This is a genomic window from Amycolatopsis sp. NPDC024027 (assembly GCF_040638975.1).
Taxonomy (GTDB): domain Bacteria; phylum Actinomycetota; class Actinomycetes; order Mycobacteriales; family Pseudonocardiaceae; genus Amycolatopsis.
Window position 1 is genome coordinate 785,613 of sequence record NZ_JBEZYY010000001.1, and the last position, 24,102, is coordinate 809,714.

Sequence of the window (24,102 nt, forward strand, 5' to 3'; positions counted from 1 at the left end):
AACACACCCACCGAAGGGCACACCATGAAGTCGGCACACATCACCAACCAGGTCGTCCGAATCGCTGCTGATGGCCTTGCCGCTGGTGAGGGCTACTACCCGGACGGCCTGGACGAGGCCGCCATCGACGCGCTGATCGCTGACGTCGACCGGGACCTGACCGCCTCGACGGCCGTGGCGGAGACCCGCACCCGTTACGCGTTCACCGACCCGCAGCGCGCCCACCGCACCCGCCGGCGGACCGATCGGGCGACGCTGCGGGTTCTGCCGGTCCGGCTGGACACCGCCGCGTCGGCACCGGAGGGCGAGGCCGCATGACTGTCCGACTCGTCATCGCCGCATTTGGCCCCGACACGGCGGCTCATCCCGCCAAGAACGCGCACGCCGCGTCGGGTCTCCCGATCAACCACCACGCAGGTAGCTACTCGGAGAGGTCTCCCATGGTAAGCACCCTGACTCCCCGCGCCATCGAACGTTTGGCGATCCGCCGGTTCACCGACACCGGCCGCTCGTGGGCCAAAGCCCCGGCCGCCACCCGTCGGACCTGGCTCGCGGAGGTCGAGCCGGCCATCCGCGCCGAACACGGCATCGCGCTCGACGCGGTGTGGCACGGCGGTGGCTGGCAGGCCCCCGGCCAGACCGACCTCTTCGACGTGTCGGAGGTGGCCTGAGATGTCCACGCAGATGCTGATGGTCCTCGGTGGCCTCGCGCTGGTCGGGGTGTTCTCCGTGTGGCGCTCCGGCCGCAAATCCGCGGTACGGGCGCAGAAGGGCGTTCGCGAGGTCACCCGCATGACGGGCAACACGATCCGGCTGGTCCTGGCCACGGCGATCATCGCGTTCGTCCAGTGGCTGGTGATCGTGAAGATCCAGAACACCACCGCCACCTGGATCGCGCTGCTCGTGCCGGCGCTGCTGGCCGCCGCGACGATCGTGCGGCTGATGGCCATCACCGAAATCGTCCACACCACCCGTGGGGGTCGTCGCTGATGTTCGGCAAGAAGAAGACCGAAGACGACGCCATCGCGGCCGCCGTCGTCCACACCCTCTTGTCCGGCCTCACGCCGGAGCACCGCAGCGGCGTCCTCGGCGAGCTGACCGACGACCAGCGCCGCCTGGTCCTCGACGCCGAGCTGGAAGGCCGGCAGGACCGCTGGAACCGCACGCATGACACGAAGTGGGGGGAGAGCTGATGAGCACCGAAACCCTTATCCCGCAGGACGCGAAGCACCAGCCGTTGTCCGAGGCCGACAAGCTCGCGCAGGACGCCGCCACCGCCGCGCAGGTCCGGCGGCTGGCCAACCACCCGGACGTCGTGGCGCTGCGGGTGGAGAAGGTCCGCACGCAGATCGACGCGGTGATCTGGCTCGGGATCTTCCTTGGGCTGGCGTTCACGATGGTCAACGTCCAGTCCTTCGCCGCCGCCGGCGCGGCCACCTGGTCCGCTGGGTGGGTCGCGGGGTGGCTGCTGGACCCGATGGTGTCGCTGGTCCTGGTCGCGGTGTTGCGGGCGGAGCAGGTCACGGCCCGCTACCAGGTGTCGACCGGGGTGTGGGCGCATCGGACGAAGTGGTTCGCGTTTCTGGCCACCTACGTCATGAACACCTGGAAGTCGTGGACCCACTTCGACGTGGCCGGGGTGGTGCTGCACTCGGTTCCGCCGGTGTTGGTGTTTCTCGCGGCGGAGACCGCGCCGGTGCTGCGGGACAAGCTCACCGAGGCCGTCATGGCCGCCGCCGGCACCGCGTTCACGGGACAGCCCGTTGCCGACGCCCCGTCCGCCGAGCCAGCTCCGTCGGAGGACAACGCGGGCGAGACGCCCGCGCCGGCCACCCGGCCGCGTCGCCGTCCGGCCCGCAAGCCCGCCGCCAAGCCCGCGCGGAAGCTGCGCGGGGACTACCTGGCCGACGCCCGCGCCGCGTGGGCACCGGGCATCGAGATCACCCCGGCCTGGGTCCGGTCCGTGTGCCCGGAGATCTCACGCGGCACCAGCAAGAACGTCGCCGACGACCTGATCGCCGAAACCACCGCCCCGGCCGCCCTGCCGGTGCCCGCCGACCAGCCCGTGACCGTCGACCAGGAGGAGGCCGCCTGATGTCCACCACCGCCGACCACACCCCCGAGTCCGCGAACGGACCCGACCCCGAAGGGCCCCTCTCCGTGAACAGCACGCCCGACCCGTCCACGAACACCCCGGCCGACTCTCCCGTGAACGCCACCGTGAACAGCGACCCGGCCGCCACCGACACGGCCACGACGCGGGCCGGGAACGTCGTCCCGATCCGCCCGGACTCCGCCCGCAGCGTCGATGAGATCCCGGAGCAGGACCGGCCCGCCGCCGACGACGCGGAGCCCGGCACGGTCGTCCGGCTGGTCGACCCGCCCGCGACGAAGGCGACGTGGTGGGAGACCGCCGGCCACGCCACCGCCCGGCCGCTGGTCGCGCGCTGGCTTACCTCGGCGGAGGAGTTCCGCTCCCGCGCCCGGTTCCTGGTCCGCTACGCCGCCCACACCTTCGCCTTCCACGCGCTACGGGTGCCGGTCTACGTGCCGACCGCGTTCCTGCGCTCGTTCGGCGCGACCGGCCGCCTGGTCGCCCGGCTGCGTGCGTGGGTGTACGACGCGGAGTCCCACCCGGTCCGGATGAACGCCCGCGACCGCGCCGACGCCGAGCTGTACATGAAGCTGCGCGAGATCCGCAACGAAACCGTGCGCCGCCGCATGGGACCGGTGATGGTGGGCGTGGTCGTGCTGCTGGCGATCGTCTACCTGTGCATCACGTTCGTCACGCCGTTCTGGAACTGTACCGGCCTGGTCGTCGCGATGACGCTCGTGGGCTGGTGGGGCGCCCCGGCGGACAAGCCGGTCGCCGGCCGCGCCGTGGACTCGGTCAAGACACCCAAGCTGACGTCGTCGATGATCGAGGACGCGCTCTGCTCGCTCGGCATCGGTGGCCTCAACCAGGCCTACGCCAAGGGCAAGCGCATCGAGTTCCCCAACCCGATCGCCCGCGACGGCGACGGCTGGCGCGCCGACGTCGACCTCCCGTTGGGTGTCACGGCCGGCGACATCATCGCCAAGCGCGACGAGCTGTCCTCCGCGCTGCGCCGGCAGATCGGGTGCGTGTGGCCCGAGGGGGACGCGAAGGTCCACGAAGGACGGTTGGTGTTGTGGGTCGGGGACATCGACATGTCCAAGGCCAAGCAGAAGCCGTGGTCGCTGGCCAAGCCGGGCGCGACGGTCGACCTGTTCACCGCGCAGCCGTTCGGCACCGACCAGCGCGGCCGCTGGGTGCCCATCACCCTGATGTTCGCGTCCATGGTGATTGGCGCGGTCCCGCGCATGGGCAAGACGGTCACGCTGCGGGAACTGCTGCTGATCGCCGCCCTGGACCCGCGTGCCGTGCTCTACGCCTACGACCTCAAAGGCACCGGCGACCTCTCCCCGCTGGGGCAGTGTGCGCACGGCTACGGCGTGGGCGACGACCCCGAGGACATCGAACGCATGGTGGTCGAGATGCGCGAGCTGCGCGAGGAGATGCGCCGCCGCACCAAGGTGATCCGCAACCTGCCGGAGTCGGTCTGCCCGGACAACAAGGTCACCCCGGAACTGGCCGCACGCAAGGACTTGCGGCTCGCGCCGATCGTGGTCGGGGTGGACGAGTGCCAGGTGTGGTTCGAGCACCCCGAGCACGGGCCGGAGTTGGAGGAGATCTGCACCGACCTGGTCAAGCGCGGCCCCGCCTTGGGGATCACGCTGATCCTGGCCACGCAGCGCCCGGACGCGAAGTCACTGCCCACCGGCATCTCCGCGAACGCCATCCTGCGGTTCTGCCTCAAGGTGATGGGGCAGCAGGCGAACGACATGGTCCTCGGCACGTCGCAGTACAAGTCCGGGGTGCGGGCCACGATGTTCGCCCGCTCCGACCGGGGCATCGGCTACCTCGCCGGCGAGGGCGACGACGCGCAGATCGTGCGCAGCGTCTACAAGGACGCCACCGACGCCAAGAAAATCGCCGCCGGCGCCCGTGCGCGGCGGGAAGCGCTGGGCAACATCACCGGCTACGCCGCCGGTGAGGCCGTGGACGTCGAGGCCGCGCGTCTGGACCCGCTGGCCGACACCATCGCGGTATTCCAGCGCGGTGAGGACAAGCTCTGGTCCGACGCCATCGTGACCCGGCTCGCCGAGCTGCGGCCCGCGCAGTACCGGGGGTGGACCGCGCAGAACCTCGCCACCGCGCTCAAGCCCTACGGCGTCAAGCCCAAGCAGGTGTGGAGCACCGACCTGGTCACCGGCAAGGGCGCCAACCGCAACGGCTACACCCGCGACGCCCTCACCACAGCTAAGAACAACCGAGCGTAACCAGTCTCGGAGGCTAGGGGCGGTGCGCGTCCTAGACCGGACCGCCCCTAGACCTAGACCCCTCCTCTAGACACCCGCAGCAGTCGTGACCAGCGCACTAGCGCCCTAGAACCACCTCGCTCCGACCTGCGGAAACACCCGAAAAACCAGGCTAGCGCCCACGCCACCCGGCCCTAGCCCTGGCTGAACACACCCACACACTGTCACTAAATGTGACCGACGTGAGGACCCGCCTTGACCACGCACACCACCGCCGCCGGCCCGGCCACCCGGGTCACCGTCCCCTTCATCGAGTACCGCGCCCTGGTGCTCGACGCCGCCACGTGGCGACACCTCAACACCAGCCCGCACGTGGCCGAACTCCTCGCCGAATGGGTCGAGTGGGACCGCCGCCGCACGCTGCGCGAGACGTCCCACGCCGTGTCGGCCGCCGCCGACTGGCGCGCCCTGGCCGCCGCGCCGACCTACGCCGAACTCGAACGCCGCCGCGCCGTCGCCACCCGGCCCGCCCTGACACCGCACCAGATCCGCGCACAGGCCGCCGCGTCCTGGGCACGCATCGAAGACTGGATCGCCATCAGGGAGGCGGCATGACCACAGTGGACGATGCCGTGACGATCGGGTCGCTGTTCTCCGGCTACGGCGGGCTCTGCGAACTCGCCGCCGCCCCGCTGCTCGGTGGCCGGGTGTCATGGCACTGCGACGTCGACCCCGCCGCGTCGAAGGTGCTCGCACACCACTGGCCCGGCACGCCGAACCTCGGGGACATCACCAAAGCCAACTTCTCCACCGTCCCGCCCGTGCGGATCCTGACCGGCGGGTTCCCCTGCACCGACGTCTCCGCCGCCGGACGCCAGGCCGGCATCCGGCCCGGCACCCGATCCGGTCTGTGGTCGGTGATGCGCCACGCCACCGCCGTGCTCCGCCCCGAGCTCGTGCTCATCGAGAACGTGAGAGGACTCCTTCATGCCCCAGCCCATAGCGACGTGGAACCCTGCCCGTGGTGTCTGGGAGACGACCGAGGTGTCCCTGCTCTGCGGGCACTCGGAGCCGTACTCGCCGACCTGGCCGACCTCGGGTACGACGCGGCATGGTGCGGCCTACCCGCTTCCGCCGTGGGAGCCCCGCACACCCGCTACCGCATCTTCATCGCTGCTACCGACACCCACCGCGAACCTCGGAGCCAACGGCGGCAGCCAGCACCCGGACAAGCGCCGGGCAGGCAAGCACTCGGTGAGCCTGGACGACGTCGCCTCGCACCTGCTGCCCACACCGAAAGCGACCGACAGCCGGCGTGGGGTCAGCCCGGCGGAGACCCGGCGCAACGACCCCTCCCTGACCGCGATCGAGTTCCTGCTCTCGCCTGGGGCGAGTACGAGCCCGCCATCCGCCGATGGGAGCACGTGACCGGGCGGCCCGCGCCGATGCCGACCGTGCCCGGACGGCGCGGCAACACCGTCCTCAACCCGGCCCTGCCCGAATGGATGATGGGCCTCCCCACCGGCCACATCACCGCCGTCCCTGGGCTGAGCCGGGCGGACATGCTGCGCCTCGCCGGCAACGGCGTCGTCTGGCAGCAAGCCACCGCCGCACTCGGCTACCTGCTGCCCCTGCTCGGCATCACCACCCACGCCCCGGACCTCGGGGCGCAACGAGAGGCCGCCTGATGAGCACCGACACCCCACACGCCACCGTGGACGGCGCGACGCTCCTGGACAACCTCAGGGCTTCACTGACCCGGTACGTGTCACTGCCCACCCCCGAGACCGCCGACGCCATCGCCCTCTGGATCGCCGCCACCCACGCCCAGCCCGCGTGGGCGCACGCGCCCCGGCTGGTGATCCGCGCCCCGGAGAAGCGCTGCGGAAAGTCCCGCCTACTCGACATCGTGGAAGCCACCTGCCACAACCCGTTCATCACGGTCAACAGCTCCCCAGCGGCGGTCTACCGGTCCGTGTCCGAGGACCCGCCCACTCTGCTTGTGGATGAGGCGGACACGATCTTCGGGCCGAAAGCCGAGGGCAACGAGGACCTGCGCGGACTGCTCAATGCCGGGCACCAGCGCAACCGCCCGGCCAAGCGCTACGACGCCACCAACCAGCGCGTCGAATCCATCCCCACATTCGCCATGGCCGCGCTCGCCGGCATCGGCGCGATGCCCGACACCATCGAGGACCGGGCGGTCATCGTGCGGATGCGTCGCCGCGCCCCCGGCGAAAGCGTTGCGCCGTACCGGCACCGCCGGGACCGGCCCGCGCTGCGGACGCTCGCCGACGACCTGCGCGCGTGGCTGCGCGCCGATCTGTCCACATTGGAAGCCACCGAACCGGAGATGCCCGTGGAAGACCGCGCCGCCGACACCTGGGAACCACTCGTGGCCGTCGCCGACCACGCCGGCGGCGGCTGGCGTGACCGCTCTCGTGCCGCCGTCCTCGCCCTCACCGCCACCGCAGAGGAAGACGACGGCAACTCCGACCGCCAACGGCTGCTCGTCGACTGCCGGACCGCGTTCGGGGACGAGACCGCGTTGCCGACGGCGGAGCTGCTGCACCGGCTGCGCGCGATGGACGAGTCGCCGTGGCGGGAGTACGGCGCGACCGGGCTCACCGCCATGAGGCTCGGGACGCTGCTCAAGGAGTACGGCATTCGGTCGGACACCATGCGCTTCCCCGGTGCCGGGCAGGCCAAGGGTTACCGACGCGCGGACTTCGCCGACTCGTGGGAGCGCTACTGCCCGAGCCCATCCGAGTCGCCAGCTAACCGCGTCGGCGAGGCCGCCGGGGGAGCGATCCCGCTCCGCCGGGCGCGGTCGGCCTGACCACCCGCCAGGCGGGGTAGCCGTACCAGCCGTACCAGCCTCGTTTTCGCAGTTCAGACCTGGTACGGCATCCCCTCCTGGTACGACTCAAGCCGTACCACCCCGACTGCCCTGGTACGGCTCAAGCCGTACCACGAAACCAAGCCGTACCGCACCTGACCAGGCAAAACGAGCCTGGTACGGCTGGTACGGCCTACCCCCTCAGCACCGACAACCGACCACACCAGACCCGAGGAGAGCCCATGCGCATCAACGCCACCCGCACCGCCACCCGAAGGGCTCACACCACCGATGGCTACCGCCAACGAACTCACCCAGCTCGCCGCCACCCTCGCGAAGCTCGCCGAATCCCTCGCCACGAGTGAAGCCGAACCCCCGCCCCCGCCGGTTCGGCAGATGCCCGAACGCGTCCTGCTGACTGTCGAGGAGGCGGCGGAGCGGCTCGGGATCGGCCGAACCCTGGCCTTCCGCCTGGTCAAAACCGGCCAGCTCGAATCCGTTCAGATCAGCCGCCTTCGCCGCGTCCCCGCCTCAGCCGTTCGCGAATTCGCAGAACGTCTCGTGATGGACGCCGCCGCTCAAAACCCAGCCGCCTGACCGAAGGGAACCACCATGCCTCGACGCAATCGCCCGGAAGGCACCCGCGCTCCCAATGGGGCCAGCAGCATCTACCTCGGCAATGACGGCTACTGGCACGGCCGCGTGACCGTTGGTGTGAAAGACAACGGGAGGCCCGACCGCCGGCACGTTCAAGCGAAGACGGAAGCGGAGGTGACGAAGAAGGTCCGGCAGCTCGAACGCGCTCGGGACGCCGGATCGCTTGAGAAGACCGGGCCGGACTGGACAGTCGAACGGTGGTTGCTGCACTGGTTCGAAACCATCGCCCTGCCCTCGGTCCGTTACAAGACACAGACCTACTACCGGACGGCAATCAGCAAGTACCTGATCCCCGGCATCGGCGCCCACAAGCTCAAGAAGCTTGAGTCGGAACACATTGAGAAGTTGTACGCACGACTGCGGAAGGAAGGTGCCAAGTCGGCCACCCTGCAACAGGTTCACATCACGCTGCGCGCCGCGCTGAACGAAGCGGATCGGCGAGACCGCCTCGGCAAGAACCCCATCAGCGCCGTCAGGTCTCCCAAGATCGACGAAACCGAGATCGACCCACTCACCGTCGCCGACGCGAAGGCGATCTTCGCGTCGACGCAGGCACTGCGGAACGGCGCGCGCTGGGCCGTCGCGCTCGCGCTCGGACTGAGGCAGGGCGAGGCCCTTGGCTTGAAGTGGAGCGATCTTCAGGTCGAGTGGCACCACGGATGCGGGGAGCCGCGCTGCACCGCGTGCACGGCGCAAGACTGCCCGAGTGCGCATGTCACCGGGCTGCTGGTTGTCCGCCGCGCCCTTCAGCGCCAAACCTGGCAGCACGGTTGCGGCGAACGACCCTGCGGCCGCAAGCGCGGCGCTGACTGCACCGAGCGGCACAGCGGTGGGCTGGTGGTGGTCGAGCCGAAGTCCCGCGCCGGCCGACGGGTTGTCAGCGTGCCACCCCCGCTCGTGCTCGCCCTGCTCGCACACAAGGAGCAGCAAGAGACCGAACGACGGGTCGCGGCCGATCTGTGGCACGACGGGCATTGGATCTTCGCGCAGCCCACTGGCAAGCCCACCGACCCACGGGCGGACTACAGCGAGTGGAAGGCCGTCCTCAAGGCCGCCGGCGTCCGGGAAGCGCGCCTGCACGACGCTCGCCACACGGCAGCGACGTTCCTGCTCGTGCTCGGGGTCGGTGAGCGAGCCGTCATGGACGTCATGGGCTGGTCCAAGATCACGATGGCTCAGCGCTACCAGCACGTGCCCGACGAGGTCCGGCGCGGCATCGCCACGCAGCTCGGTGGGCTGCTCTGGCAGGCGCCGGGAGACGACGACGGAGAGCCACCGGCGGCCGCGCTCGTACCTGCGTAGATCGCCGAATGAGACTGGAACTGAGACGGAACGCGACCAGGGAGTCTCCCGAAAACGGAGACTCCCTGGTCAGAGATGAGCCGCCAAGGGGGCTCGAACCCCTGACCTTCTGTTTACAAGACAGATGCTCTACCAGCTGAGCTATAGCGGCCTGGCGCCGAGGCGCCGGACACAGTGTACCGAGCCGCCGCCCATGATCCGTTCGGGAGGCGGAATCCGCAGGTCCAGGCCACCATGGGCCAACGTGGTGGACGCCACTCCATGATCCGTGCAACGGTCGGCGGGTAGCCGTCGATGGTCATCGAGGAACGAGCGAGGAGGTGGATGGATCATGAAGATCAGCGAGCGCACCAACGGGGGCCGGGCGACCAGATGGCCGCTCCTCGAACCACCCGAGCAAGCCCAGCGGCCCCGCGCGCACCGGCCCAACCTCCTCAAGCGCCGTCCGTGGCACGTCCTCGAAGCACCGACCGGCGAGCTGCCCGCCGTCGACGCCGACGAGGCCATGGGCCCGCAGCTGCCCGACGAGGCCACCGTCAACTTCGTCCTCGACCTCTCCCTGCGCATCGGCGAGGTCCAGATGGCCAGCGGCGCGGGCGCGTCGGACGTCACCGCGACGATCATCGCCATCGCCGGGGCGCTCGGGCTGCCGCACTGCGAGGTCGACGTCATCTTCACGTCGATCACCGTGACCTGCCACCGCGGCACCGACCTGACGCCGATCACCGCGCTGCGCGTCGTGCGGAGCCGGAGCCTCGACTACACGCGGCTGACCGAGACCGAGAAGCTCGTCCGCAAGATCGTGCGCGGGCACATGGGTGCCGAGCAGGCGCAGACCGAGCTGGAGCGGATCACCTCCGCGCCGCACCCGTACCCGCGCTGGGTCGCGACCCTGTCCTGGGGCGGCGTCGCCGCGTTCGTGACCATCCTGCTCGGCGGCGGGTTCGACATCGCGCTCGTCGCCTTCGCCATCAGCGGCGTCATCGACCGGGTCGGCCGGGTCGTGAACCGCTACGGGCTGCCGTTCTTCTTCCAGCAGGTGATCGGCGGCCTGGTCGCGACGCTGTCGGCCATGGTCATCGTGAGCAGCAACGTCCTGACCACCGACAAGCCGACGCTGGTCGTCGCGGCGGCGGTCACCGTGCTGCTGTCCGGGCTGTCCACCGTCTCGGCCGTGCAGGACGCCATCACCGGCTACAACGTCACCGCCGCCGGCCGCACCATGGAGACCGCGCTGATGTCGGCCGGCCTGATCGCCGGGGTCGTGCTCGCCCTGCGGATCGCCGTCATGCTCGGCCTGCCGCGCACGCCGCTGCCCGAGGTGACCGGGTCGACGCCGCAGCAGCTGCCGCTCGTCGTGCTCGGCGGGGCCGGCGCGGCCGCGTGCTTCGCGCTCGCGAGCTACGCCAAGATGCGCGCCATGCTGGTCGCGGCGGCCGCGGGCGGCATCGGGGCCGCCGTCTACGGCGCGCTCATGCTGGCCCAGCTGGACGGCGTCAGCTCCTCCGCGGTGGCCGCGACGCTGGTCGGGTTCTGCGGTGGCGTGCTCGCCCGGCGGCTCGGGGTCACCCCCCTGGTCGTCGCCGTGTCCGGGATCACTCCCCTGCTTCCGGGCCTGTCGACCTACCGTGGTCTGTACCAAATCGGGGTCGAGCCGAGCGGCAACATCTCGACGCTCATGACGGCCGTCGCAATCGGGCTTGCGCTGGCCGCGGGCGTGGTACTCGGGGAATGGCTGGCCCAGCCGGTGCGCACCGGGCTGGGCCGGCTGGAGCGCCGATTCGCCGGACCACGGATGGCTGGTCCGCTCGAACCGACGGAACGAAGCTTGGAGTAACAGCGCGGTCACCGAATGTTCATCGCTCACGCGATAGGGTTTCACTCTGGGGCCGCGACCCAGACGCGAGGAGCAGGCGACGTGAGTGACCAGAAGGAGAACTCGAACCAGGCCGATTTCGTCGTGGTGGCGAACCGGCTACCGGTGGACCTCGAACGCACCGCCGAGGGCGAACGCCGGTGGACGGCCAGCCCGGGCGGGCTGGTGTCGGCGCTGGAGCCGTTCCTGCGGTCGAGGAAGGGCGCCTGGGTGGGCTGGCCGGGCGTGCCCGACGTCGACGTCGACGAGTTCGACGACGACGGACTGGTGCTGCACCCGGTTTCGTTGAGCGCCGACGAAGTCCGCGACTACTACGAAGGTTTCTCCAACGCGACGCTCTGGCCGCTCTACCACGACGTCGTCGAGCGCCCGGTGTTCGACCGCGCGTGGTGGAACAGCTACGTCAAGGTGAACCGCCGGTTCGCCCAGGCCAGCGCCGAGGTCGCCGCCCCGGGCGCGACCGTGTGGATCCAGGACTACCAGCTCCAGCTGGTGCCGGCCATGCTGCGCGAGCTGAGACCGGACCTGCGCATCGGCTTCTTCCTGCACATCCCGTTCCCGCCGGTCGAGCTGTTCATGCAGATGCCGTGGCGCGCCGCGATCATCCGCGGCCTCACCGGCGCGGACCTGGTCGGCTTCCACCGTCCCGGCGGCGCGCAGAACTTCCTCTGGCTGTGCCGCCAGCTGATCGGCCTCGAGTCGACGCGCGGCGCGGTCGGCGTCCGGTCGCGGCCGGGCACCATGCAGGTCGGCGACCGGACCGTCCGGGTCGGCGCCTTCCCGATCTCCATCGACGCCGCCGGGCTCGACCAGCTGTCCCGCACCAAGGGCGTCCAGGAGCGGGCCGCGCAGCTGCGGCGCGACCTCGGCAACCCCAAGACGGTCCTGCTGGGCGTCGACCGGCTCGACTACACCAAGGGCATCGACCTGCGGCTGCAGGCGCTGCACGAGCTGCTGCACGAGGGCCGCCTGCAGCCGGACGACGTCACGTTCGTCCAGCTCGCCACCCCGAGCCGGGAGCGCGTCGAGCACTACCAGCGGATGCGCGGCGAGATCGAGCAGATGGTCGGCCGGATCAACGGCGAGTTCTCCCGGGTCGGCCACCCGGTCGTGCACTACCTGCACCAGTCCGTGGACCGCACCGAGCTGGCCGGGTTCTTCTCCGCCGCCGACGTCATGGTGGTGACGCCGCTGCGCGACGGCATGAACCTGGTGTGCAAGGAGTACGTGGCCACGCGGCACGATCTGGGCGGGGCGCTGGTGCTGTCCGAGTTCGCGGGTGCGGCCGCGGAGCTCTCTAGCGCATTCCTCGTGAACCCCCACGATCTGGACGGGGTGAAGGACGCACTAGTGGCTGCCATTACGCTCGACCCGGCAGAGGGCCGTCGCCGGATGCGCGCCATGCGTCGCCAGGTCCTCACGCACGATGTCGATCGTTGGGCGCGCTCGTTCCTCCAAGCGTTGGGTGCCGAAGGAGTCGACTGACAGTCCGCACCCATGCACGAGCTCCTGAGGAGGAGTGTTGACTGCCGAGGCCCTGCCCGCCGAGCTACGGCGCGCGATCGTCCAGATCGCCCGTACTCCGCGTCTGCTGGTCGCCTGCGACTACGACGGCACGCTGGCACCCATCACGCTCAACCCGGACGAGGCACGCCCGTTGCCCGAGTCCGTCGGGGCCCTCAGATCGCTCGCCGGTCTGCACGAGACCACCACGGCGGTCATCTCCGGCCGCGCGCTGCGTGACCTGGCCACGCTCTCCCGGCTGCCGGCCGAGGTGAACCTCGTCGGCAGCCACGGCTCGGAGTTCGACATCGGCTTCATCCACGCCCTCGACGAGAAGGCGCGGGAGCTGCACCGGCGGGTCGAGGCCGAGCTCGAACAACTCGTGCTGGACGTCCCGGGCGTGTCGCTGGAGGTCAAGCCGGCGAGCATCGCGGTGCACGTCCGCCGCGCCGAGCACGAGGCGGGCCGCCGCGTGCTCGCGGACGTCCACTCCGGACCGTCCACGTGGGAGGGTGTGTCGACCACCGACGGCAAGGAGGTGGTCGAGCTCGCGGTCGTCCAAACGGACAAAGGCCACGCACTGGACATCCTCCGCCACCAGGTGGGCGCCACGGCCGCGATCTTCCTCGGCGACGACGTCACCGACGAGAAGGCCTTCGCCCGCCTGTCCGGCCCGGACCTGGGCATCAAGGTCGGCGACGGGGAGACCCTCGCCGCGTTCCGGGTGCCCGACACCGTGGACGTCGCACTGGTCCTCGGCTTCCTCCTCGAGGAGCGCCGCAACTGGCTGTACGGCGAGTCGGCCCCGCCGATCGAGCGGCTGTCGATGCTGGCCAACGAGCGCTCGGTCGCACTGCTGACGCCGGACGCCAAGCTGACCTGGCTGTGCCACCCGGGGCCGGACGCGCCCGCGGTGTTCGCCGACCTGCTCGGCGGCGAGGGCGCCGGCCACTTCTCCATCAAGCCGCACCGCAACGGCCTCCCGCTCGGCCAGCGCTACCTGCCGAACACGATGACGGTCGAGACGCGCTGGTCGCGCCTGCTCGTCACCGACTACCTCGAGCCGGAGAGCGCGCCGCACCGGACGGACCTCGTGCGCGTGATCTCGGGCGAAGCGGCGGCGAGCGTCAAGTTCGCGCCGCGGCCCGAGTTCGGCGGCGTGCCGGTGAAGCTCGAGGTCACCGACGGCGGCGTCCGGGTGCTCGGCACGTCGGAGCCGTTCGTGCTGTACTCGCCGGGCGTCGAGTGGACCATCACCTCCGACGGCCTGCACGACACCGCGTCCGCGCTGGTCCAGCCGACGCCGACCCGGCCGGTCGTGCTGGAGCTGCGTTGCGGCACCACGGACCTCGGCCCGCACGAACTGTCCGAAGTGGAACGCCGGGACCGCGCGGGCCGCTACTGGAGCGAGTGGACGTCGAAGCTGCAGCTGCCCAAGGTGCAGACCGACCTGGTGCTGCGGTCCGCGCTGACCCTGCGCGGCCTGGTCAACACCGACACCGGCGGCGTGCTGGCGGCGGCGACGTCGTCGCTGCCGGAGGAGATCGGCGGCGTCCGCAACTGGGACTACCGCTACTGCTGGATCCGCGACGCCGCGATGACCGTGCGGGAGCTCGTGCACCTCGGCTCGATCGAGGAGGCCGAGGGCTACCTGCGGTGGCTGCACGGCGTGCTCGCCACGCTGGCCGGCCCGGAGCGGCTGCACCCGCTGTACACCCTCGCCGGCAGCGTCATCGGCGCCGAAGCGGTCATCGAATCCCTGCCCGGTTATGCCGGTTCCCGCCCGGTCCGCGTCGGCAACCTGGCGAACCACCAGGTGCAGCTGGACGTCTTCGGCCCGGTCGTCGAGCTCGTGCAGACGCTCGCGGCGGCGCGCCACGAGCTGCGCGACGAGGACTGGCAGATGGTGCGCGCGATGGCGGAAGCCGTGACGCGGCGCTGGAACGAGCCGGACCACGGGATCTGGGAGGAGCGGCACGTGCCGCGCCACCGGGTCTACTCGCGGGTCATGTGCTGGGTGACCATCGACCGCGCGATCAAGCTGGGCGAGCAGTACGGCCGGGAGATCCCGGGCAACTGGCACGGCCTGCGCGAGGAGATCAAGCACGACGTCCTCACGCACGGCTGGAACGACGAGGTCCAGGCGTTCACCACGGCCTACGACGGCACGGACCTCGACGCGGCGTCGCTGTTCGTCGGGCTCACCGGCCTGATCGACCCGGCCGACGAGCGGTTCCAGCAGACGGTGACCGCGATCGAGGCGGAGCTGCGCAGTGGGTCCACTGTGTACCGTTACCGCCGCGACGACGGCCTGCCGGGCGGCGAGGGCGGCTTCCACATCTGCGCGGCGTGGCTGATCGAGGCGTACCTGCTCACCGGGCGGCGCACCGAGGCGCAGGAGCTGTTCGACCAGATCGTCGCGGCGGCCGGCCCGACCGGCCTGCTGCCGGAGCAGTACGACCCGATCGCGGAACGCTCGCTGGGCAACCACCCGCAGGCCTATTCCCACATCGGGCTCATCCGGTGCGCCAACTTGCTGGCGGCCAGTTAGCCCTTTCGGTCCGAAAGGCCCCTGAAGGCCACCATGACGGCACCCAGTGCCCTTATGGTGGCCTTCAGTGCGTTCTGGAGGTGAGACGGGTGCAGGGGACCTTCGGCCAGGTCGAGTTCGTGCCGCTGCCGCCCCGCTTCGCCGACCGGGTGCGCTGGGGATCGGTGGTCGTCGGCTGCTCGATGATCGCCGGCATGGTGCTGCTGTTCGGGCTCACGACGTACCTGCAGGGCATCGTGCACGGCCACGCGTTCCCGGACACGCTGCTCGGCAAGGCCGCCACGGCGCTGCCGCCGCTGGGCGTGCTGGCGATCGCGGTGCTGGTGCTGACCTGCCGCCGCTGCCTCCGCGGCGACTACCTCGTGGTGGCCAGCGCCGAGGCGACCCGCAGCGCGCTGCTGCTCACCTACGTCCTGACGCTGGTGCTGATCTTCGGCGCCTTCGCGGTGCCGATCGTCTTCCGGGTGTGGCGCGACACCCCGGAACTGCGGGCGCCCGACCTGCTGACGACGTTCTCGACGCTCGCCTTCGCCACCATGGGGTTCCTGGGCGGGATGCTCTACCTGCGGCCGTCCGTGCAGACGCTCAGGAAGTACAGCGACCACCCGATCTGGTAAGTCCACTGTAGACAAGCCGCCGCCTCGCCGGCCCTCCCGGGCACCGGCCTGCGCCCGGCCTTCCGGGGCGCCCCCACCCCTTCCTCCGCCGGGTTCGGCGACGGGTTCGAACGTCGCGAATGACTCATTCGGGACCTCTGAGGTCCCGAATGAGTCATTCGCGGCACCGGCGACTCCGCGATGCCCGGCCCTCCCCGCATCCGGCCGCGCGAAGTTGCAGAGATTTCTTTGCACAATCTTCTTTGCACAGCTACTGTGGAGCCATGACCAGCGCTCCACCACCGGAAGAGCTCGACCCGGACGCCCTCAAGGCCGTCACCCACCCGCTGCGCCGCCGGATCCTCGGCGTGTTGTCGGCCGGCCCGGCGACCGCCACGAAACTCGCCCAAACCCTGGGCGAGAACACCGGTGCGACCAGCTACCACCTGCGGGAGCTGGCTCGCTTCGGGTTCGTCGAGGACGTCCCGGAGCTCGCGCGGGGCAAGGAACGGTGGTGGCGGACGCGGCGGCGGGACATCCGCTGGCCGCGCCGCAGTGAGCAGAGCGCCGAATCCCGGATGCTGTTCGACGACATGCAGCGGCAGGGGTTCGAGGACGACCTCGAAAAGCTCAACCGGTTCGCGGAACAGCGCGAGGAGCTGCCCGGCGGCTGGCCGGACGCGCTGCTCTTCGCGCGCGGCGGCACGTGGCTCACCGAAGAGGAGCTGCAGCAGTTCTGGCAGGACTACATGGAGCTGTTCCGCCGGTACTGGCGGACCGAAGGCGACCGGTCACCGGAAGCGCGGCGCGTGCTCGTGCGCTGGCTCGCGTTCCCGGATCCAGGGGAATGACATGACACCAGGGGGATTTCCATGCGAAAAGCGGTTTTACTGGCCGGGGTGATCCTGGCGGTCACGGCGTTGGCGCCACCGGCGTCGGCGGCGTCCGTGACCAACGACGACGTGACGTTCACCAACGGCGGAGTGACCTTGCACGGCACCGTCGTCGCACCACCCGGCGGGACGAAACTGCCGGGCCTGGTGATGGTCCACGGCTCGGGGGCACACAGCCGGGAGGACTACCGCGAACAGGCGGAAGCCTTTGCGCGGCAAGGCATCGCGACACTCATCTACGACAAGCGCACCGAAGGCTATTCGCAGTTCGAACGCTCGTACTCGACCCTCGCGGACGACGCGCTGGCCGCGGTTTCCGTGCTGCGCAAGCGGTCCGACGTCGATCCGGCGCGGGTCGGCGTCTGGGGTTTGAGCGAAGGCGGCTGGGTGGCACCACTGGCGGCTTCGCGTTCGTCGGACGTCGCCTTCGTCGTGACGCTGGGCGCGAACGGAGTCGAGCCGTCACAGCAGCAGGCCTGGGCGGTCCAGAACCAGCTCCGGCGGCTGGGAATGGACGGCTCGATCGTGCGGATGGCGTCGTCGACGATGTTTCGTCAGCTCGCCGGCGGCGGGGTGTTCCCGGAAGCGCACTACGACCCGGTGGCGGTGCTGACGAGCCTGCGGCAGCCGGTGCTCGGGTTGTGGGGCGCGAAGGACATCCTGACCCCGCCCGGTGAAGCGGTCCGGATCTTCCGGGAGTCGGTGGCGCACCACACGTTGCGGGTCTTCCCGGACGCGCAGCACCAGCTGCGCCGGACCACCGACGGCTTCGACAAGCTGCCCGGGTACGCACCCGGCTACCTCGAGCTGGTGGGCAGCTGGGTGCACAACCCGCCCAGCGCGTCGACGGCCGACGCACCGCCGGCGCAGGACCGGCCGAGCACCGCCGTGACGCCGCTCGCCTGGTACGAGCCGACGTGGCTGCAGCTCGCCGCGCTGGTGTTCCTGCTGGTGGCGTTCGCCTGGTACCCGCTGTTCCGGCGCGGTCCCGCGGCGCGGCCGGCCCGCTGGCTGTCGGCGACCGGGCTGCTCGCCGTGCTCGGCTTCCTGGTCGTCGACGTGCTGATCCAGCTGTCGATGGGCAAGGGACTGGGCCCGGTCGTCGCCGGCCGCCCGCTGCCGTGGCTGGCGCTGCAGCTGCTGTCGCTGGCCACGGTGGCCGCCACCATCGGCACAGCGGTGGCGTGGTGGCGCAACCGCGGCCCCCGGCTCGGCGTCCTCCTGGCCGGCGGCGTGGTGTTCGTCCCGTGGGCGATCTACTGGGGCCTGCTGGGGATCTAGCGCTGTTCCCGGAGGTGGACGGGTCCGGGGTCACCGGCGTTCGGCCAGGTGGTCCCGGACCGTCCGCAGCCAGTCGAGGCGGGTGCCGCCGCATCCGGCGGGGTCGACCATCGCCCGGCCTTCGACCGGCCAGATCCGGTGCGCGACGACCTCGTCCATGCCGGCGGCGAAGAGCGCGTCCAGCTCGGCCACGACGGCGTCGGCCTCGTCTTCGAGGTACATGTCGATCAGCTCGAGCGGCGTTTGGCGACGTCCTCCACCGCCGGCGAGCTGGTCCGGCCCTGCACCTGCCGCGCGAAGTGCCGCCGCGCGTCTCGGTCCAGCCGGATCAGTCCGGACATGGCGCTCTCCGACGCGGCCGGCTCCGGGTAGGCGAGGACAAGCTCGTACCCTCGCCCCGGCCGGCTCGCCACCCCGTACACCGCGTACTCGCGGCCACGGGTCAGCCCGAACGGGATCGTCCCGACGGAGACCGTGCCGTAGCCGGGCGCCGCGCCCCGCCCGCCGGACTCCGCCACGCACCGGGCGATCATCGGTCCCCTCTCCGCTAACTTCGCCGTGAACGCTATCGGCGCCTGCGGGCAACTGGGGGGCATGCAGGTGATCCACGAGGGTTCGGAGCGCGGGGGGCCCGACCGCCCGGACCTGGGCGGACCCGAGCCCGGGCCGGCGTTCGGGCGGCTCTTCGACGCCCATGCCGCGCAGCTGCGGCGCTACCTCGCGCGCCGCGTCGGGGCCGAACCGGCGAACGACCTCGTCGCCGAGACCTTCCTGGTCGCGTTGCGGCGGCGCGAGACCTACCGGCCCGAGCTGGGCACCGCCCGGTCGTGGCTCTACGGCATCGCCACCAACCTGCTGCGCCACCACGTGCGGTCCGAACTGCGCGGGCTGCAGGCCACCGCCCGGCTCGCCCGGACCGGCGAAGTCAGTCACGCGAACCACGACGGCCGCGTCGCCGAGCAGGTCGACGCCCAGGTGCGGGCCGCGCAGCTGGCCGGTGCGCTGGCCCGGCTCAACCCGGCCGACCGCGACACGCTGCTGCTCGTGTCGTGGGCCGGGCTGGAGCCGGGCGAGGTCGCCGAGGCCCTCGGGATCCCGCCCGGTACGGTCCGGTCGCGGTTGCACCGGATCAGACGCTGGCTCAGGACGAACGCCCCGGCCCAAGAGGAGGTGCAGGACCTTGCGTGAGGACAACGTCCGGAAGATCTGGTCCGAAACCGAACTCGACGCGGCACTGGCGGACCTGAACAGCGACGTCGGCCCCGGCGACGGGCTCGCCTTCGCCCGCGCGTCCCTGCTCGCGGCGGCCGGGGGCGAGGAGGCGCCACCCGCCGGGCCGCGCCGGAGCGGGGCGTGGCGGTGGCTCGCGGTGGCCGCGGCCGTCGTCACCCTGGTCGGCGGGCTCGGCGTCGCCGCCGCCGTGTGGACGCCGGACCCGCCGGAAACGTCCCGGCCGGCCGCCGCGCTCCCCGACCTCGACCGCCCGCTCGCCCCCGGTGAGTTCCACTACACGGAGATGCGCGACTGGGTGACGCAGACCGGCAACGGGATCGCCGCCAAGGCCCAGCGGCGGATCGAGCTCTGGGTCCCGGCCGATCCCACCGGCGTGTGGCACCGGCGCACGACGCTGACGGGCCGCTGGGCGGACGGCAAGACCGAACCGCTGCCCGGCCCCCTCGACGAGTACGGGCCGCACGGGATGTTCGCCGCTCAGCACTACCTGAACTGGCTGACCCCCGACGCGGCGTTCATCGCCTCGCTCGTCCCCGACCGGCAGAAACTGGTCCAGCGGCTGGCCTCCGACACACTCGACATCGACGACCCCCGCAAAGGCAGGCTGCACTCCGCCACGGAGGCGCTCGGCATGGTCCGGGGCGTGCTGGAAACCGGCCTGCTCCGGCCGGACGTCCGGTTCGCGTTGCGCGACGCGCTCGCGAGCTTCCCGGGCATCTTCGTCGTGCCCCAGTGGACGCTGCCGGACCAGCGGCAGGCCGCCGTCTACGTCGCCAAGGACACCGGCCTGCGGCTGTTCCTCGACCCGGCGACGGCGCGCCTGCTGGCCGCGGACAGCGCGCCCACCGCGGCGGCGATCCGCAACAAGGAGACACCGCTGAACCCGCCACCGAGCAGCGTGAGCGTGCCGAACACCACGACGACCCGGTTCCCCCTCGCCCCGAACCGGCCCGATGCCCCGGACACGCTGTACTCCTACGCCATCACGCGGACCTCGGGATGATCAGCGCGCGTGACCGGCCGCGTTCAGCGCGTCCGCGACGTTCGCCACCTCCAGGACCCGGATCCCGGCGGGTGGCTTGCCCGAGTCCGGCGGGACCAGCGCGTGCGTGAACCCGAGCCGGGCCGCCTCCGCCAGGCGGCGGCCCACGCTCGGCACGCGCCGGATCTCCCCGGCCAGCCCGACCTCGCCCACCGAGACGAGCCGCGGCGAAAGAGCGACGTCTCCGAAACTCGACGTCAGCGCCAGCACCAGCGCCAGGTCGATGCCCGGTTCGGTGATCTTCATGCCGCCGACCGTGGCCGCGTAGACGTCCTTGTCGCCGAGCTTCAGCCCGCCGCGCTTCTCCAGCACCGCCAGGACCATCGCCACCCGCGCGGAGTCGAGGCCGCTGACCGCGCGCCGCGGCTGGGGCGCCGCGGTGGCCGACACCAGCGCCTGGACCTCGCCCAGCAGCGGCCGCTTGCCCTCCATCGAGACGGTGATCGCCGTGCCGGAGACCGGCTCGGCCGTGTGGCTCATGAACAGCCCCGACGGGTCCGGCACCCCGACGATGCCTTCTTCCTGCAGCTCGAAGCAGCCGATCTCGTCGGACGCGCCGAACCGGTTCTTGATGCCGCGGAGCATCCGCAGCGTCGAGTGCTTGTCGCCCTCGAACTGCAGCACGACGTCCACCAGGTGCTCCAGCACGCGCGGGCCGGCCACCGAGCCGTCCTTCGTGACGTGCCCCACCAGCACCACCGGCAGCCCGCGCTCCTTGGCCAGCGCGACCAGCCCGGACGTCACCGCGCGGACCTGCGTCACGCCGCCGGGTGAGCCGTCGACCTGCGGGGACGCCATGGTCTGCACCGAGTCGACGATCAGCATCCCGGGTTTGACGTCGTCGACGTGCCCGAGGATGGCCGAGAGGTCGCTCTCGGCGGCCAGGTACATCCGGTCGTGGACGTTGCCCGTTCGCTCGGCGCGCAACCGGACCTGGCCCGCGGACTCCTCGCCGGTGACGTAGAGGGACCGGTCGACCGTCTTCGCCCACTGGTAGGCGACCTCGAGCAGCAGGGTCGACTTGCCGACGCCCGGTTCACCCGCGAGCAGCACCACCGCGCCGGGCACCAGGCCGCCGCCGAGCACCCGGTCGAGCTCCGGGACACCGGTGCGCCGGGCTCGCGCCGCTTCGACGTCGACCTCGCCGATCGGCCGCGCGGGCGCGCTCGGCGCCCCGGCCGCGACGCGCTGGATCGCCGGCTTGACCGGTGCCCCGCGCTCCTCGAGCGAGCCCCACTCCTGGCACTCCGGACACCGGCCCAGCCACTTGGCCGCTTCGTACCCGCAGCTGCCGCAGCGGTAGGTGGTCCCCTTCTTCACCCCGTGAGGCTAGCGGCGACCACCGACAAAACCGGGGACCTACTCCTTGGTGTGCGCCGGCGCCGCGACCGGCAGCTCAACGGTGACCGGTCCGGCGTTCTGGAAGACGAAGGTGACCTTGATGACCTGGCCGGGCCAGAGCGGCTGCTTCAGCGGGGGCAGCGTCACCTTGGCCTGGCCGACCTTCTCCGGCGCGGTCGGCGTCGCGGCCGGGCCGGACGACGGGACCTCGGAGGTGGCCGTGGCGGTGAGGCTGCCCGGGCTGTTGGAGGCCGAGCTGCTGCCGGTCGGCGTGCCACTGGACGTCGGAGCGCCCGAGGACGTGGGCTGCGCTTCGTTCGTGGACTCGACGGCGTCGTCTGGGCCGATCACCAGCGAGTGCATGGCGACGACGGTCTTGGACCCCGCGATGGTGGCCTGGGTGCCGTCTTCGGTGGTCACCGAGACGAGCGAGTCGTCCTGCTGGCCGCGGTTGACGATCGCCAGGGTCAGTGCCGGGGTGGCGCCGGCGGCGTAGCCCGGGCCCGACGTCGGGTACTGGACCGCGGCGTTGCGCAGGTCGATGGTCTTGACCTGGGCGTGCGTGCCGTTGACCGCGGGCTGCTGCGAGTCGGTCTGGGTGATCTGGCCGGCCCCGCACCCGGCGAGCGCGAGCGCGGCACCGAGCGCCAGCACGCCCGCACCGAGCACGCGACGATTCTGCAGCCTCACGTCGCAGTCCTTCCCTTTTCACGGCCTCGTCGCCCCGAAGACTAGCCGGGGTCGATCTCCGCCGCGGAACGGGTGTGCGTTGCCAGGACGCGGCGACCAAGATCAACCGTCCACAAAGGAATTCCCGGCCTGTGACGAAACGCTTCCCCGCTACCTGCGTGAGCACGGGGGTCCGACGTTTGTCAACCCCCGGCCAGGCCGCTGACCTGCGAGGACGAGTCCGGCCCGCTAGGTGGGCACTGGCGGCTCGTGCTAGGATGGAGTCAGCGAAAGGGGCAGAGGACACATGGTTTTCAAGGTCGGAGAGACCGTCGTCTACCCGCACCACGGTGCCGCACTCATCGAAGCCATCGAGACCCGCGTGATCAAGGGCGAGGAAAAGAAGTACCTCGTCCTCAAGGTCGCGCAAGGGGATCTCACGGTTCGCGTGCCCGCAGACAACGCCGAAATCGTCGGCGTCCGCGATGTCGTCGGGCAAGAAGGACTGGACAAGGTCTTCGACGTTCTGCGTGCTCCGCACACCGAAGAGCCCACCAACTGGTCTCGTCGGTACAAGGCCAACCTCGAGAAGCTCGCCTCCGGCGATGTGAACAAGGTGGCCGAAGTGGTGCGCGACCTCTGGCGGCGAGAGAAGGACCGCGGACTTTCAGCCGGTGAGAAGCGCATGCTGGCGAAGGCGCGGCAAATTCTGGTCAGCGAGCTCGCGCTCGCGGAGGGCACCGACGAGGACAAGGCTGAGGTCCTCCTCGACGAAGTTCTGGAAACCGCGACGGTCTGAGCCCAGGCAGGCATCCCACTCGACGGGCGGGTGGGTGCCTCTACGATCGCGTACCGATGAACGTCGTCGCGATCGTGACCGTCGCACACCATGCCTCCGACGGAGAGTCCGCTCTCACGCCGGTCCATGGTGATGCGCTACTCACGCACACCGTGCGGGGGCTGCTCGACGTGCCGGAGATCGATCTGGTGCTGGTGGCGGCCCCCCAGCGGTGTGCTTCGTCGTTTTCCGAGGCCGTTCGCGGCCTCGCCTGCCGGGTCGTGTCCGGCTCGCTCCGGGAGGCCTTCGCCGCCGTCGAGCCCGAACTCGCCCGTGGTTCCGTTGTACTCCTCCACGACGCACTGCGAGCCTTTACGCCTGCGCAAACGGTGCGTGACGTCATCAGCGCGGTCCGTGACGGCGCACCGGTCGTGGTCCCGGTGCTGCCGATGGCCGACACGGTGAAGGTGACCGACGCGACATCGCTGATCGTCGGCACGCAGGACCGGACGCGGCTGCGCACGGTCCAGACACCGGTCGGGTACGCGTTCGCGGCGTTCCGGCCGGACCTCGTGCCTGCCGGCGCGGCGACGGTCCCCGGCCACCCGGACGCGATGCGCGTCACCAGCGAGTTCGAACTGTCCCTGGCCGAGGCGATCGCGGCGGCCCCGAAGAACGAGGAGACGCTGTGAGGATCGGCAACGGGGTCGACGTCCACCCGATCGAACCGGGCCGCGAGTGCTGGATGGCGGGCCTGTCGTGGCCGGACGCGGACGGCTGCGCGGGCCACTCCGACGGCGACGTCGCGGCCCACGCGCTGTGCGACGCCCTGCTGTCGGCCGCGGGCCTCGGCGACCTGGGCGCGGTGTTCGGCACGGGCGACCCCCGGATGGACGGCGCGCACGGCATCGACATGCTGGCCGAGGTCCGGGGCCTGATCGAGGGCGCGGGCTGGCGGGTGGGGAACGCCACGGTCCAGATCGTGGGCAACGCCCCGCGGGTCGGGAAGCGGCGCGAAGAGGCGCAGAAGGTGCTGTCGGACGCGGTGGGCGGCCCGGTGAGCGTGTCCGGAACCACATCCGACGGCCTGGGGCTGACCGGGCGCGGCGAGGGCATCGCCGCCTTCGCGACCGCGTTGCTGCTGGCTCGGACGCAGTGAATGACTCATTCCTGGCGTCTGGCGTCAGGAATGAGTCATTC

Annotated in this window: 26 protein-coding genes and 1 tRNA gene; 22 read left to right on the forward strand and 5 right to left on the reverse strand. The window is 71.1% G+C overall.

What is annotated here, in order from left to right; genetic code table 11:
- The first annotated feature begins 24 nt into the window (after positions 1-24).
- From AB0F52_RS03810 to AB0F52_RS03860, 11 genes are all read left to right on the forward strand, one after another.
- The gene (locus tag AB0F52_RS03810) at positions 25-318 is read left to right on the forward strand and encodes a hypothetical protein (RefSeq protein WP_360164209.1); all 294 of its coding nucleotides are present in this window, start codon (positions 25-27) and stop codon (positions 316-318) included.
- 122 nt (positions 319-440) lie between these two features.
- Positions 441-671, forward strand: coding sequence for a hypothetical protein (locus AB0F52_RS03815; RefSeq protein ID WP_360164211.1), 231 nt, complete (start codon positions 441-443; stop codon positions 669-671).
- Between the two features lies 1 nt (position 672).
- Complete coding sequence (locus AB0F52_RS03820) at positions 673-990, forward strand: hypothetical protein (RefSeq protein WP_360164213.1); 318 nt, start codon at positions 673-675, stop codon at positions 988-990.
- Positions 990-1,193: a hypothetical protein gene (locus AB0F52_RS03825; protein WP_360164215.1), complete on the forward strand. Its 204-nt coding sequence runs from the start codon at positions 990-992 to the stop codon at positions 1,191-1,193. Before AB0F52_RS03820 ends, AB0F52_RS03825 begins: the two co-directional genes overlap by 1 nt.
- A complete protein-coding gene (locus AB0F52_RS03830) occupies positions 1,193-2,095 on the forward strand; it encodes a hypothetical protein (RefSeq protein ID WP_360164217.1) in 903 nt (300 codons plus the stop codon). The genes AB0F52_RS03825 and AB0F52_RS03830 overlap by 1 nt, the downstream gene beginning before the upstream one ends.
- Positions 2,095-4,362, forward strand: coding sequence for an FtsK/SpoIIIE domain-containing protein (locus tag AB0F52_RS03835; protein WP_360164219.1), 2,268 nt, complete (start codon positions 2,095-2,097; stop codon positions 4,360-4,362). Before AB0F52_RS03830 ends, AB0F52_RS03835 begins: the two co-directional genes overlap by 1 nt.
- Positions 4,363-4,596: 234 nt before the next feature.
- The gene (locus AB0F52_RS03840; protein ID WP_360164221.1) at positions 4,597-4,956 is read left to right on the forward strand and encodes a hypothetical protein; all 360 of its coding nucleotides are present in this window, start codon (positions 4,597-4,599) and stop codon (positions 4,954-4,956) included.
- The gene (locus tag AB0F52_RS03845; protein ID WP_360164223.1) at positions 4,953-6,029 is read left to right on the forward strand and encodes a DNA cytosine methyltransferase; all 1,077 of its coding nucleotides are present in this window, start codon (positions 4,953-4,955) and stop codon (positions 6,027-6,029) included. Before AB0F52_RS03840 ends, AB0F52_RS03845 begins: the two co-directional genes overlap by 4 nt.
- Entirely contained in the window at positions 6,029-7,180 is a 1,152-nt protein-coding gene (locus AB0F52_RS03850; RefSeq protein WP_360164225.1) for a DUF3631 domain-containing protein, read from the forward strand. Before AB0F52_RS03845 ends, AB0F52_RS03850 begins: the two co-directional genes overlap by 1 nt.
- A gap of 291 nt (positions 7,181-7,471) precedes the next feature.
- Positions 7,472-7,777, forward strand: coding sequence for a helix-turn-helix domain-containing protein (locus AB0F52_RS03855; RefSeq protein WP_360164227.1), 306 nt, complete (start codon positions 7,472-7,474; stop codon positions 7,775-7,777).
- 15 nt (positions 7,778-7,792) lie between these two features.
- Positions 7,793-9,139, forward strand: a complete 1,347-nt coding sequence (locus tag AB0F52_RS03860; protein ID WP_360164229.1) for a tyrosine-type recombinase/integrase — start codon at positions 7,793-7,795, stop codon at positions 9,137-9,139.
- Between the two features lie 78 nt (positions 9,140-9,217).
- Here AB0F52_RS03860 and AB0F52_RS03865 read toward each other — a convergent pair.
- Positions 9,218-9,290 (reverse strand) — tRNA-Thr (locus AB0F52_RS03865).
- Positions 9,291-9,470: 180 nt separating this feature from the next.
- Here AB0F52_RS03865 and AB0F52_RS03870 point away from each other — a divergent pair.
- The 6 genes from AB0F52_RS03870 to AB0F52_RS03895 all read left to right on the forward strand — a co-directional run bounded on the left by AB0F52_RS03870 (position 9,471) and on the right by AB0F52_RS03895 (position 17,839).
- On the forward strand, positions 9,471-10,976 hold the full coding sequence (locus tag AB0F52_RS03870; RefSeq protein ID WP_360164231.1) for a threonine/serine exporter family protein: 1,506 nt from the start codon (positions 9,471-9,473) through the stop codon (positions 10,974-10,976).
- Positions 10,977-11,057: 81 nt separating this feature from the next.
- A complete protein-coding gene (locus AB0F52_RS03875) occupies positions 11,058-12,500 on the forward strand; it encodes a trehalose-6-phosphate synthase (RefSeq protein WP_103343618.1) in 1,443 nt (480 codons plus the stop codon).
- Positions 12,501-12,534: 34 nt separating this feature from the next.
- Positions 12,535-15,069 carry a trehalose-phosphatase gene (otsB, locus tag AB0F52_RS03880; RefSeq protein WP_360164234.1) on the forward strand — a complete coding sequence of 845 codons (2,535 nt, stop codon included), beginning with the start codon at positions 12,535-12,537 and terminating at the stop codon, positions 15,067-15,069.
- Between the two features lie 89 nt (positions 15,070-15,158).
- On the forward strand, positions 15,159-15,686 hold the full coding sequence (locus AB0F52_RS03885; protein ID WP_103343616.1) for a hypothetical protein: 528 nt from the start codon (positions 15,159-15,161) through the stop codon (positions 15,684-15,686).
- A gap of 263 nt (positions 15,687-15,949) precedes the next feature.
- A complete protein-coding gene (locus AB0F52_RS03890; RefSeq protein ID WP_360164236.1) occupies positions 15,950-16,516 on the forward strand; it encodes a helix-turn-helix domain-containing protein in 567 nt (188 codons plus the stop codon).
- A 48-nt stretch (positions 16,517-16,564) separates the two neighbouring features.
- On the forward strand, positions 16,565-17,839 hold the full coding sequence (locus AB0F52_RS03895) for an alpha/beta hydrolase (protein ID WP_360164601.1): 1,275 nt from the start codon (positions 16,565-16,567) through the stop codon (positions 17,837-17,839).
- A gap of 30 nt (positions 17,840-17,869) precedes the next feature.
- Here AB0F52_RS03895 and AB0F52_RS03900 read toward each other — a convergent pair whose 3' ends face one another.
- Positions 17,870-18,061: a hypothetical protein gene (locus tag AB0F52_RS03900; RefSeq protein WP_360164238.1), complete on the reverse strand. Its 192-nt coding sequence runs from the start codon at positions 18,059-18,061 to the stop codon at positions 17,870-17,872.
- A 5-nt stretch (positions 18,062-18,066) separates the two neighbouring features.
- Entirely contained in the window at positions 18,067-18,372 is a 306-nt protein-coding gene (locus tag AB0F52_RS03905) for a hypothetical protein (protein WP_360164240.1), read from the reverse strand.
- 61 nt (positions 18,373-18,433) lie between these two features.
- Between AB0F52_RS03905 and AB0F52_RS03910 the strand changes: the two genes are divergently transcribed.
- Both AB0F52_RS03910 and AB0F52_RS03915 read left to right on the forward strand, forming a co-directional pair.
- Positions 18,434-19,027: a sigma-70 family RNA polymerase sigma factor gene (locus tag AB0F52_RS03910; protein WP_360164242.1), complete on the forward strand. Its 594-nt coding sequence runs from the start codon at positions 18,434-18,436 to the stop codon at positions 19,025-19,027.
- Entirely contained in the window at positions 19,020-20,075 is a 1,056-nt protein-coding gene (locus tag AB0F52_RS03915; protein WP_360164244.1) for a CU044_5270 family protein, read from the forward strand. Before AB0F52_RS03910 ends, AB0F52_RS03915 begins: the two co-directional genes overlap by 8 nt.
- On the opposite strand, the gene radA is transcribed toward AB0F52_RS03915, so the two are convergent.
- Positions 20,076-21,434 (reverse strand): DNA repair protein RadA, encoded by a 1,359-nt coding sequence (radA, locus tag AB0F52_RS03920; RefSeq protein WP_360164246.1) that lies wholly within the window; start codon positions 21,432-21,434, stop codon positions 20,076-20,078.
- A 39-nt stretch (positions 21,435-21,473) separates the two neighbouring features.
- A complete protein-coding gene (locus AB0F52_RS03925) occupies positions 21,474-22,145 on the reverse strand; it encodes a hypothetical protein (RefSeq protein WP_360164248.1) in 672 nt (223 codons plus the stop codon).
- Positions 22,146-22,431: 286 nt separating this feature from the next.
- Between AB0F52_RS03925 and AB0F52_RS03930 the strand changes: the two genes are divergently transcribed.
- The 3 genes from AB0F52_RS03930 to ispF are packed head-to-tail and all read left to right on the forward strand — an operon-like array spanning position 22,432 to position 24,061.
- On the forward strand, positions 22,432-22,923 hold the full coding sequence (locus AB0F52_RS03930; RefSeq protein WP_004559016.1) for a CarD family transcriptional regulator: 492 nt from the start codon (positions 22,432-22,434) through the stop codon (positions 22,921-22,923).
- Between the two features lie 56 nt (positions 22,924-22,979).
- The gene (locus AB0F52_RS03935) at positions 22,980-23,594 is read left to right on the forward strand and encodes a 2-C-methyl-D-erythritol 4-phosphate cytidylyltransferase (RefSeq protein WP_360164251.1); all 615 of its coding nucleotides are present in this window, start codon (positions 22,980-22,982) and stop codon (positions 23,592-23,594) included.
- Entirely contained in the window at positions 23,591-24,061 is a 471-nt protein-coding gene (gene ispF, locus AB0F52_RS03940; RefSeq protein WP_360164253.1) for a 2-C-methyl-D-erythritol 2,4-cyclodiphosphate synthase, read from the forward strand. The genes AB0F52_RS03935 and ispF overlap by 4 nt, the downstream gene beginning before the upstream one ends.
- The last annotated feature ends 41 nt before the right edge of the window (positions 24,062-24,102 follow it).

Excerpts from the sequence above, each read along its gene's own strand:
- AB0F52_RS03810 (WP_360164209.1), top strand. The coding sequence starts at position 25 with ATGAAGTCGGCACACATCACCAACCAGGTCGTCCGAATCGCTGCTGAT.
- AB0F52_RS03815 (WP_360164211.1), top strand. The coding sequence starts at position 441 with ATGGTAAGCACCCTGACTCCCCGCGCCATCGAACGTTTGGCGATCCGC.
- AB0F52_RS03820 (WP_360164213.1), top strand. The coding sequence starts at position 673 with ATGTCCACGCAGATGCTGATGGTCCTCGGTGGCCTCGCGCTGGTCGGG.
- AB0F52_RS03825 (WP_360164215.1), top strand. The coding sequence starts at position 990 with ATGTTCGGCAAGAAGAAGACCGAAGACGACGCCATCGCGGCCGCCGTC.
- AB0F52_RS03830 (WP_360164217.1), top strand. The coding sequence starts at position 1,193 with ATGAGCACCGAAACCCTTATCCCGCAGGACGCGAAGCACCAGCCGTTG.
- AB0F52_RS03835 (WP_360164219.1), top strand. The coding sequence starts at position 2,095 with ATGTCCACCACCGCCGACCACACCCCCGAGTCCGCGAACGGACCCGAC.
- AB0F52_RS03845 (WP_360164223.1), top strand. The coding sequence starts at position 4,953 with ATGACCACAGTGGACGATGCCGTGACGATCGGGTCGCTGTTCTCCGGC.
- AB0F52_RS03850 (WP_360164225.1), top strand. The coding sequence starts at position 6,029 with ATGAGCACCGACACCCCACACGCCACCGTGGACGGCGCGACGCTCCTG.
- AB0F52_RS03855 (WP_360164227.1), top strand. The coding sequence starts at position 7,472 with ATGGCTACCGCCAACGAACTCACCCAGCTCGCCGCCACCCTCGCGAAG.
- AB0F52_RS03860 (WP_360164229.1), top strand. The coding sequence starts at position 7,793 with ATGCCTCGACGCAATCGCCCGGAAGGCACCCGCGCTCCCAATGGGGCC.
- AB0F52_RS03870 (WP_360164231.1), top strand. The coding sequence starts at position 9,471 with ATGAAGATCAGCGAGCGCACCAACGGGGGCCGGGCGACCAGATGGCCG.
- AB0F52_RS03890 (WP_360164236.1), top strand. The coding sequence starts at position 15,950 with ATGACCAGCGCTCCACCACCGGAAGAGCTCGACCCGGACGCCCTCAAG.
- AB0F52_RS03900 (WP_360164238.1), bottom strand. The coding sequence starts at position 18,061 with ATGTACCTCGAAGACGAGGCCGACGCCGTCGTGGCCGAGCTGGACGCG.
- AB0F52_RS03905 (WP_360164240.1), bottom strand. The coding sequence starts at position 18,372 with ATGATCGCCCGGTGCGTGGCGGAGTCCGGCGGGCGGGGCGCGGCGCCC.
- AB0F52_RS03910 (WP_360164242.1), top strand. The coding sequence starts at position 18,434 with ATGCAGGTGATCCACGAGGGTTCGGAGCGCGGGGGGCCCGACCGCCCG.
- AB0F52_RS03930 (WP_004559016.1), top strand. The coding sequence starts at position 22,432 with ATGGTTTTCAAGGTCGGAGAGACCGTCGTCTACCCGCACCACGGTGCC.
- AB0F52_RS03935 (WP_360164251.1), top strand. The coding sequence starts at position 22,980 with ATGAACGTCGTCGCGATCGTGACCGTCGCACACCATGCCTCCGACGGA.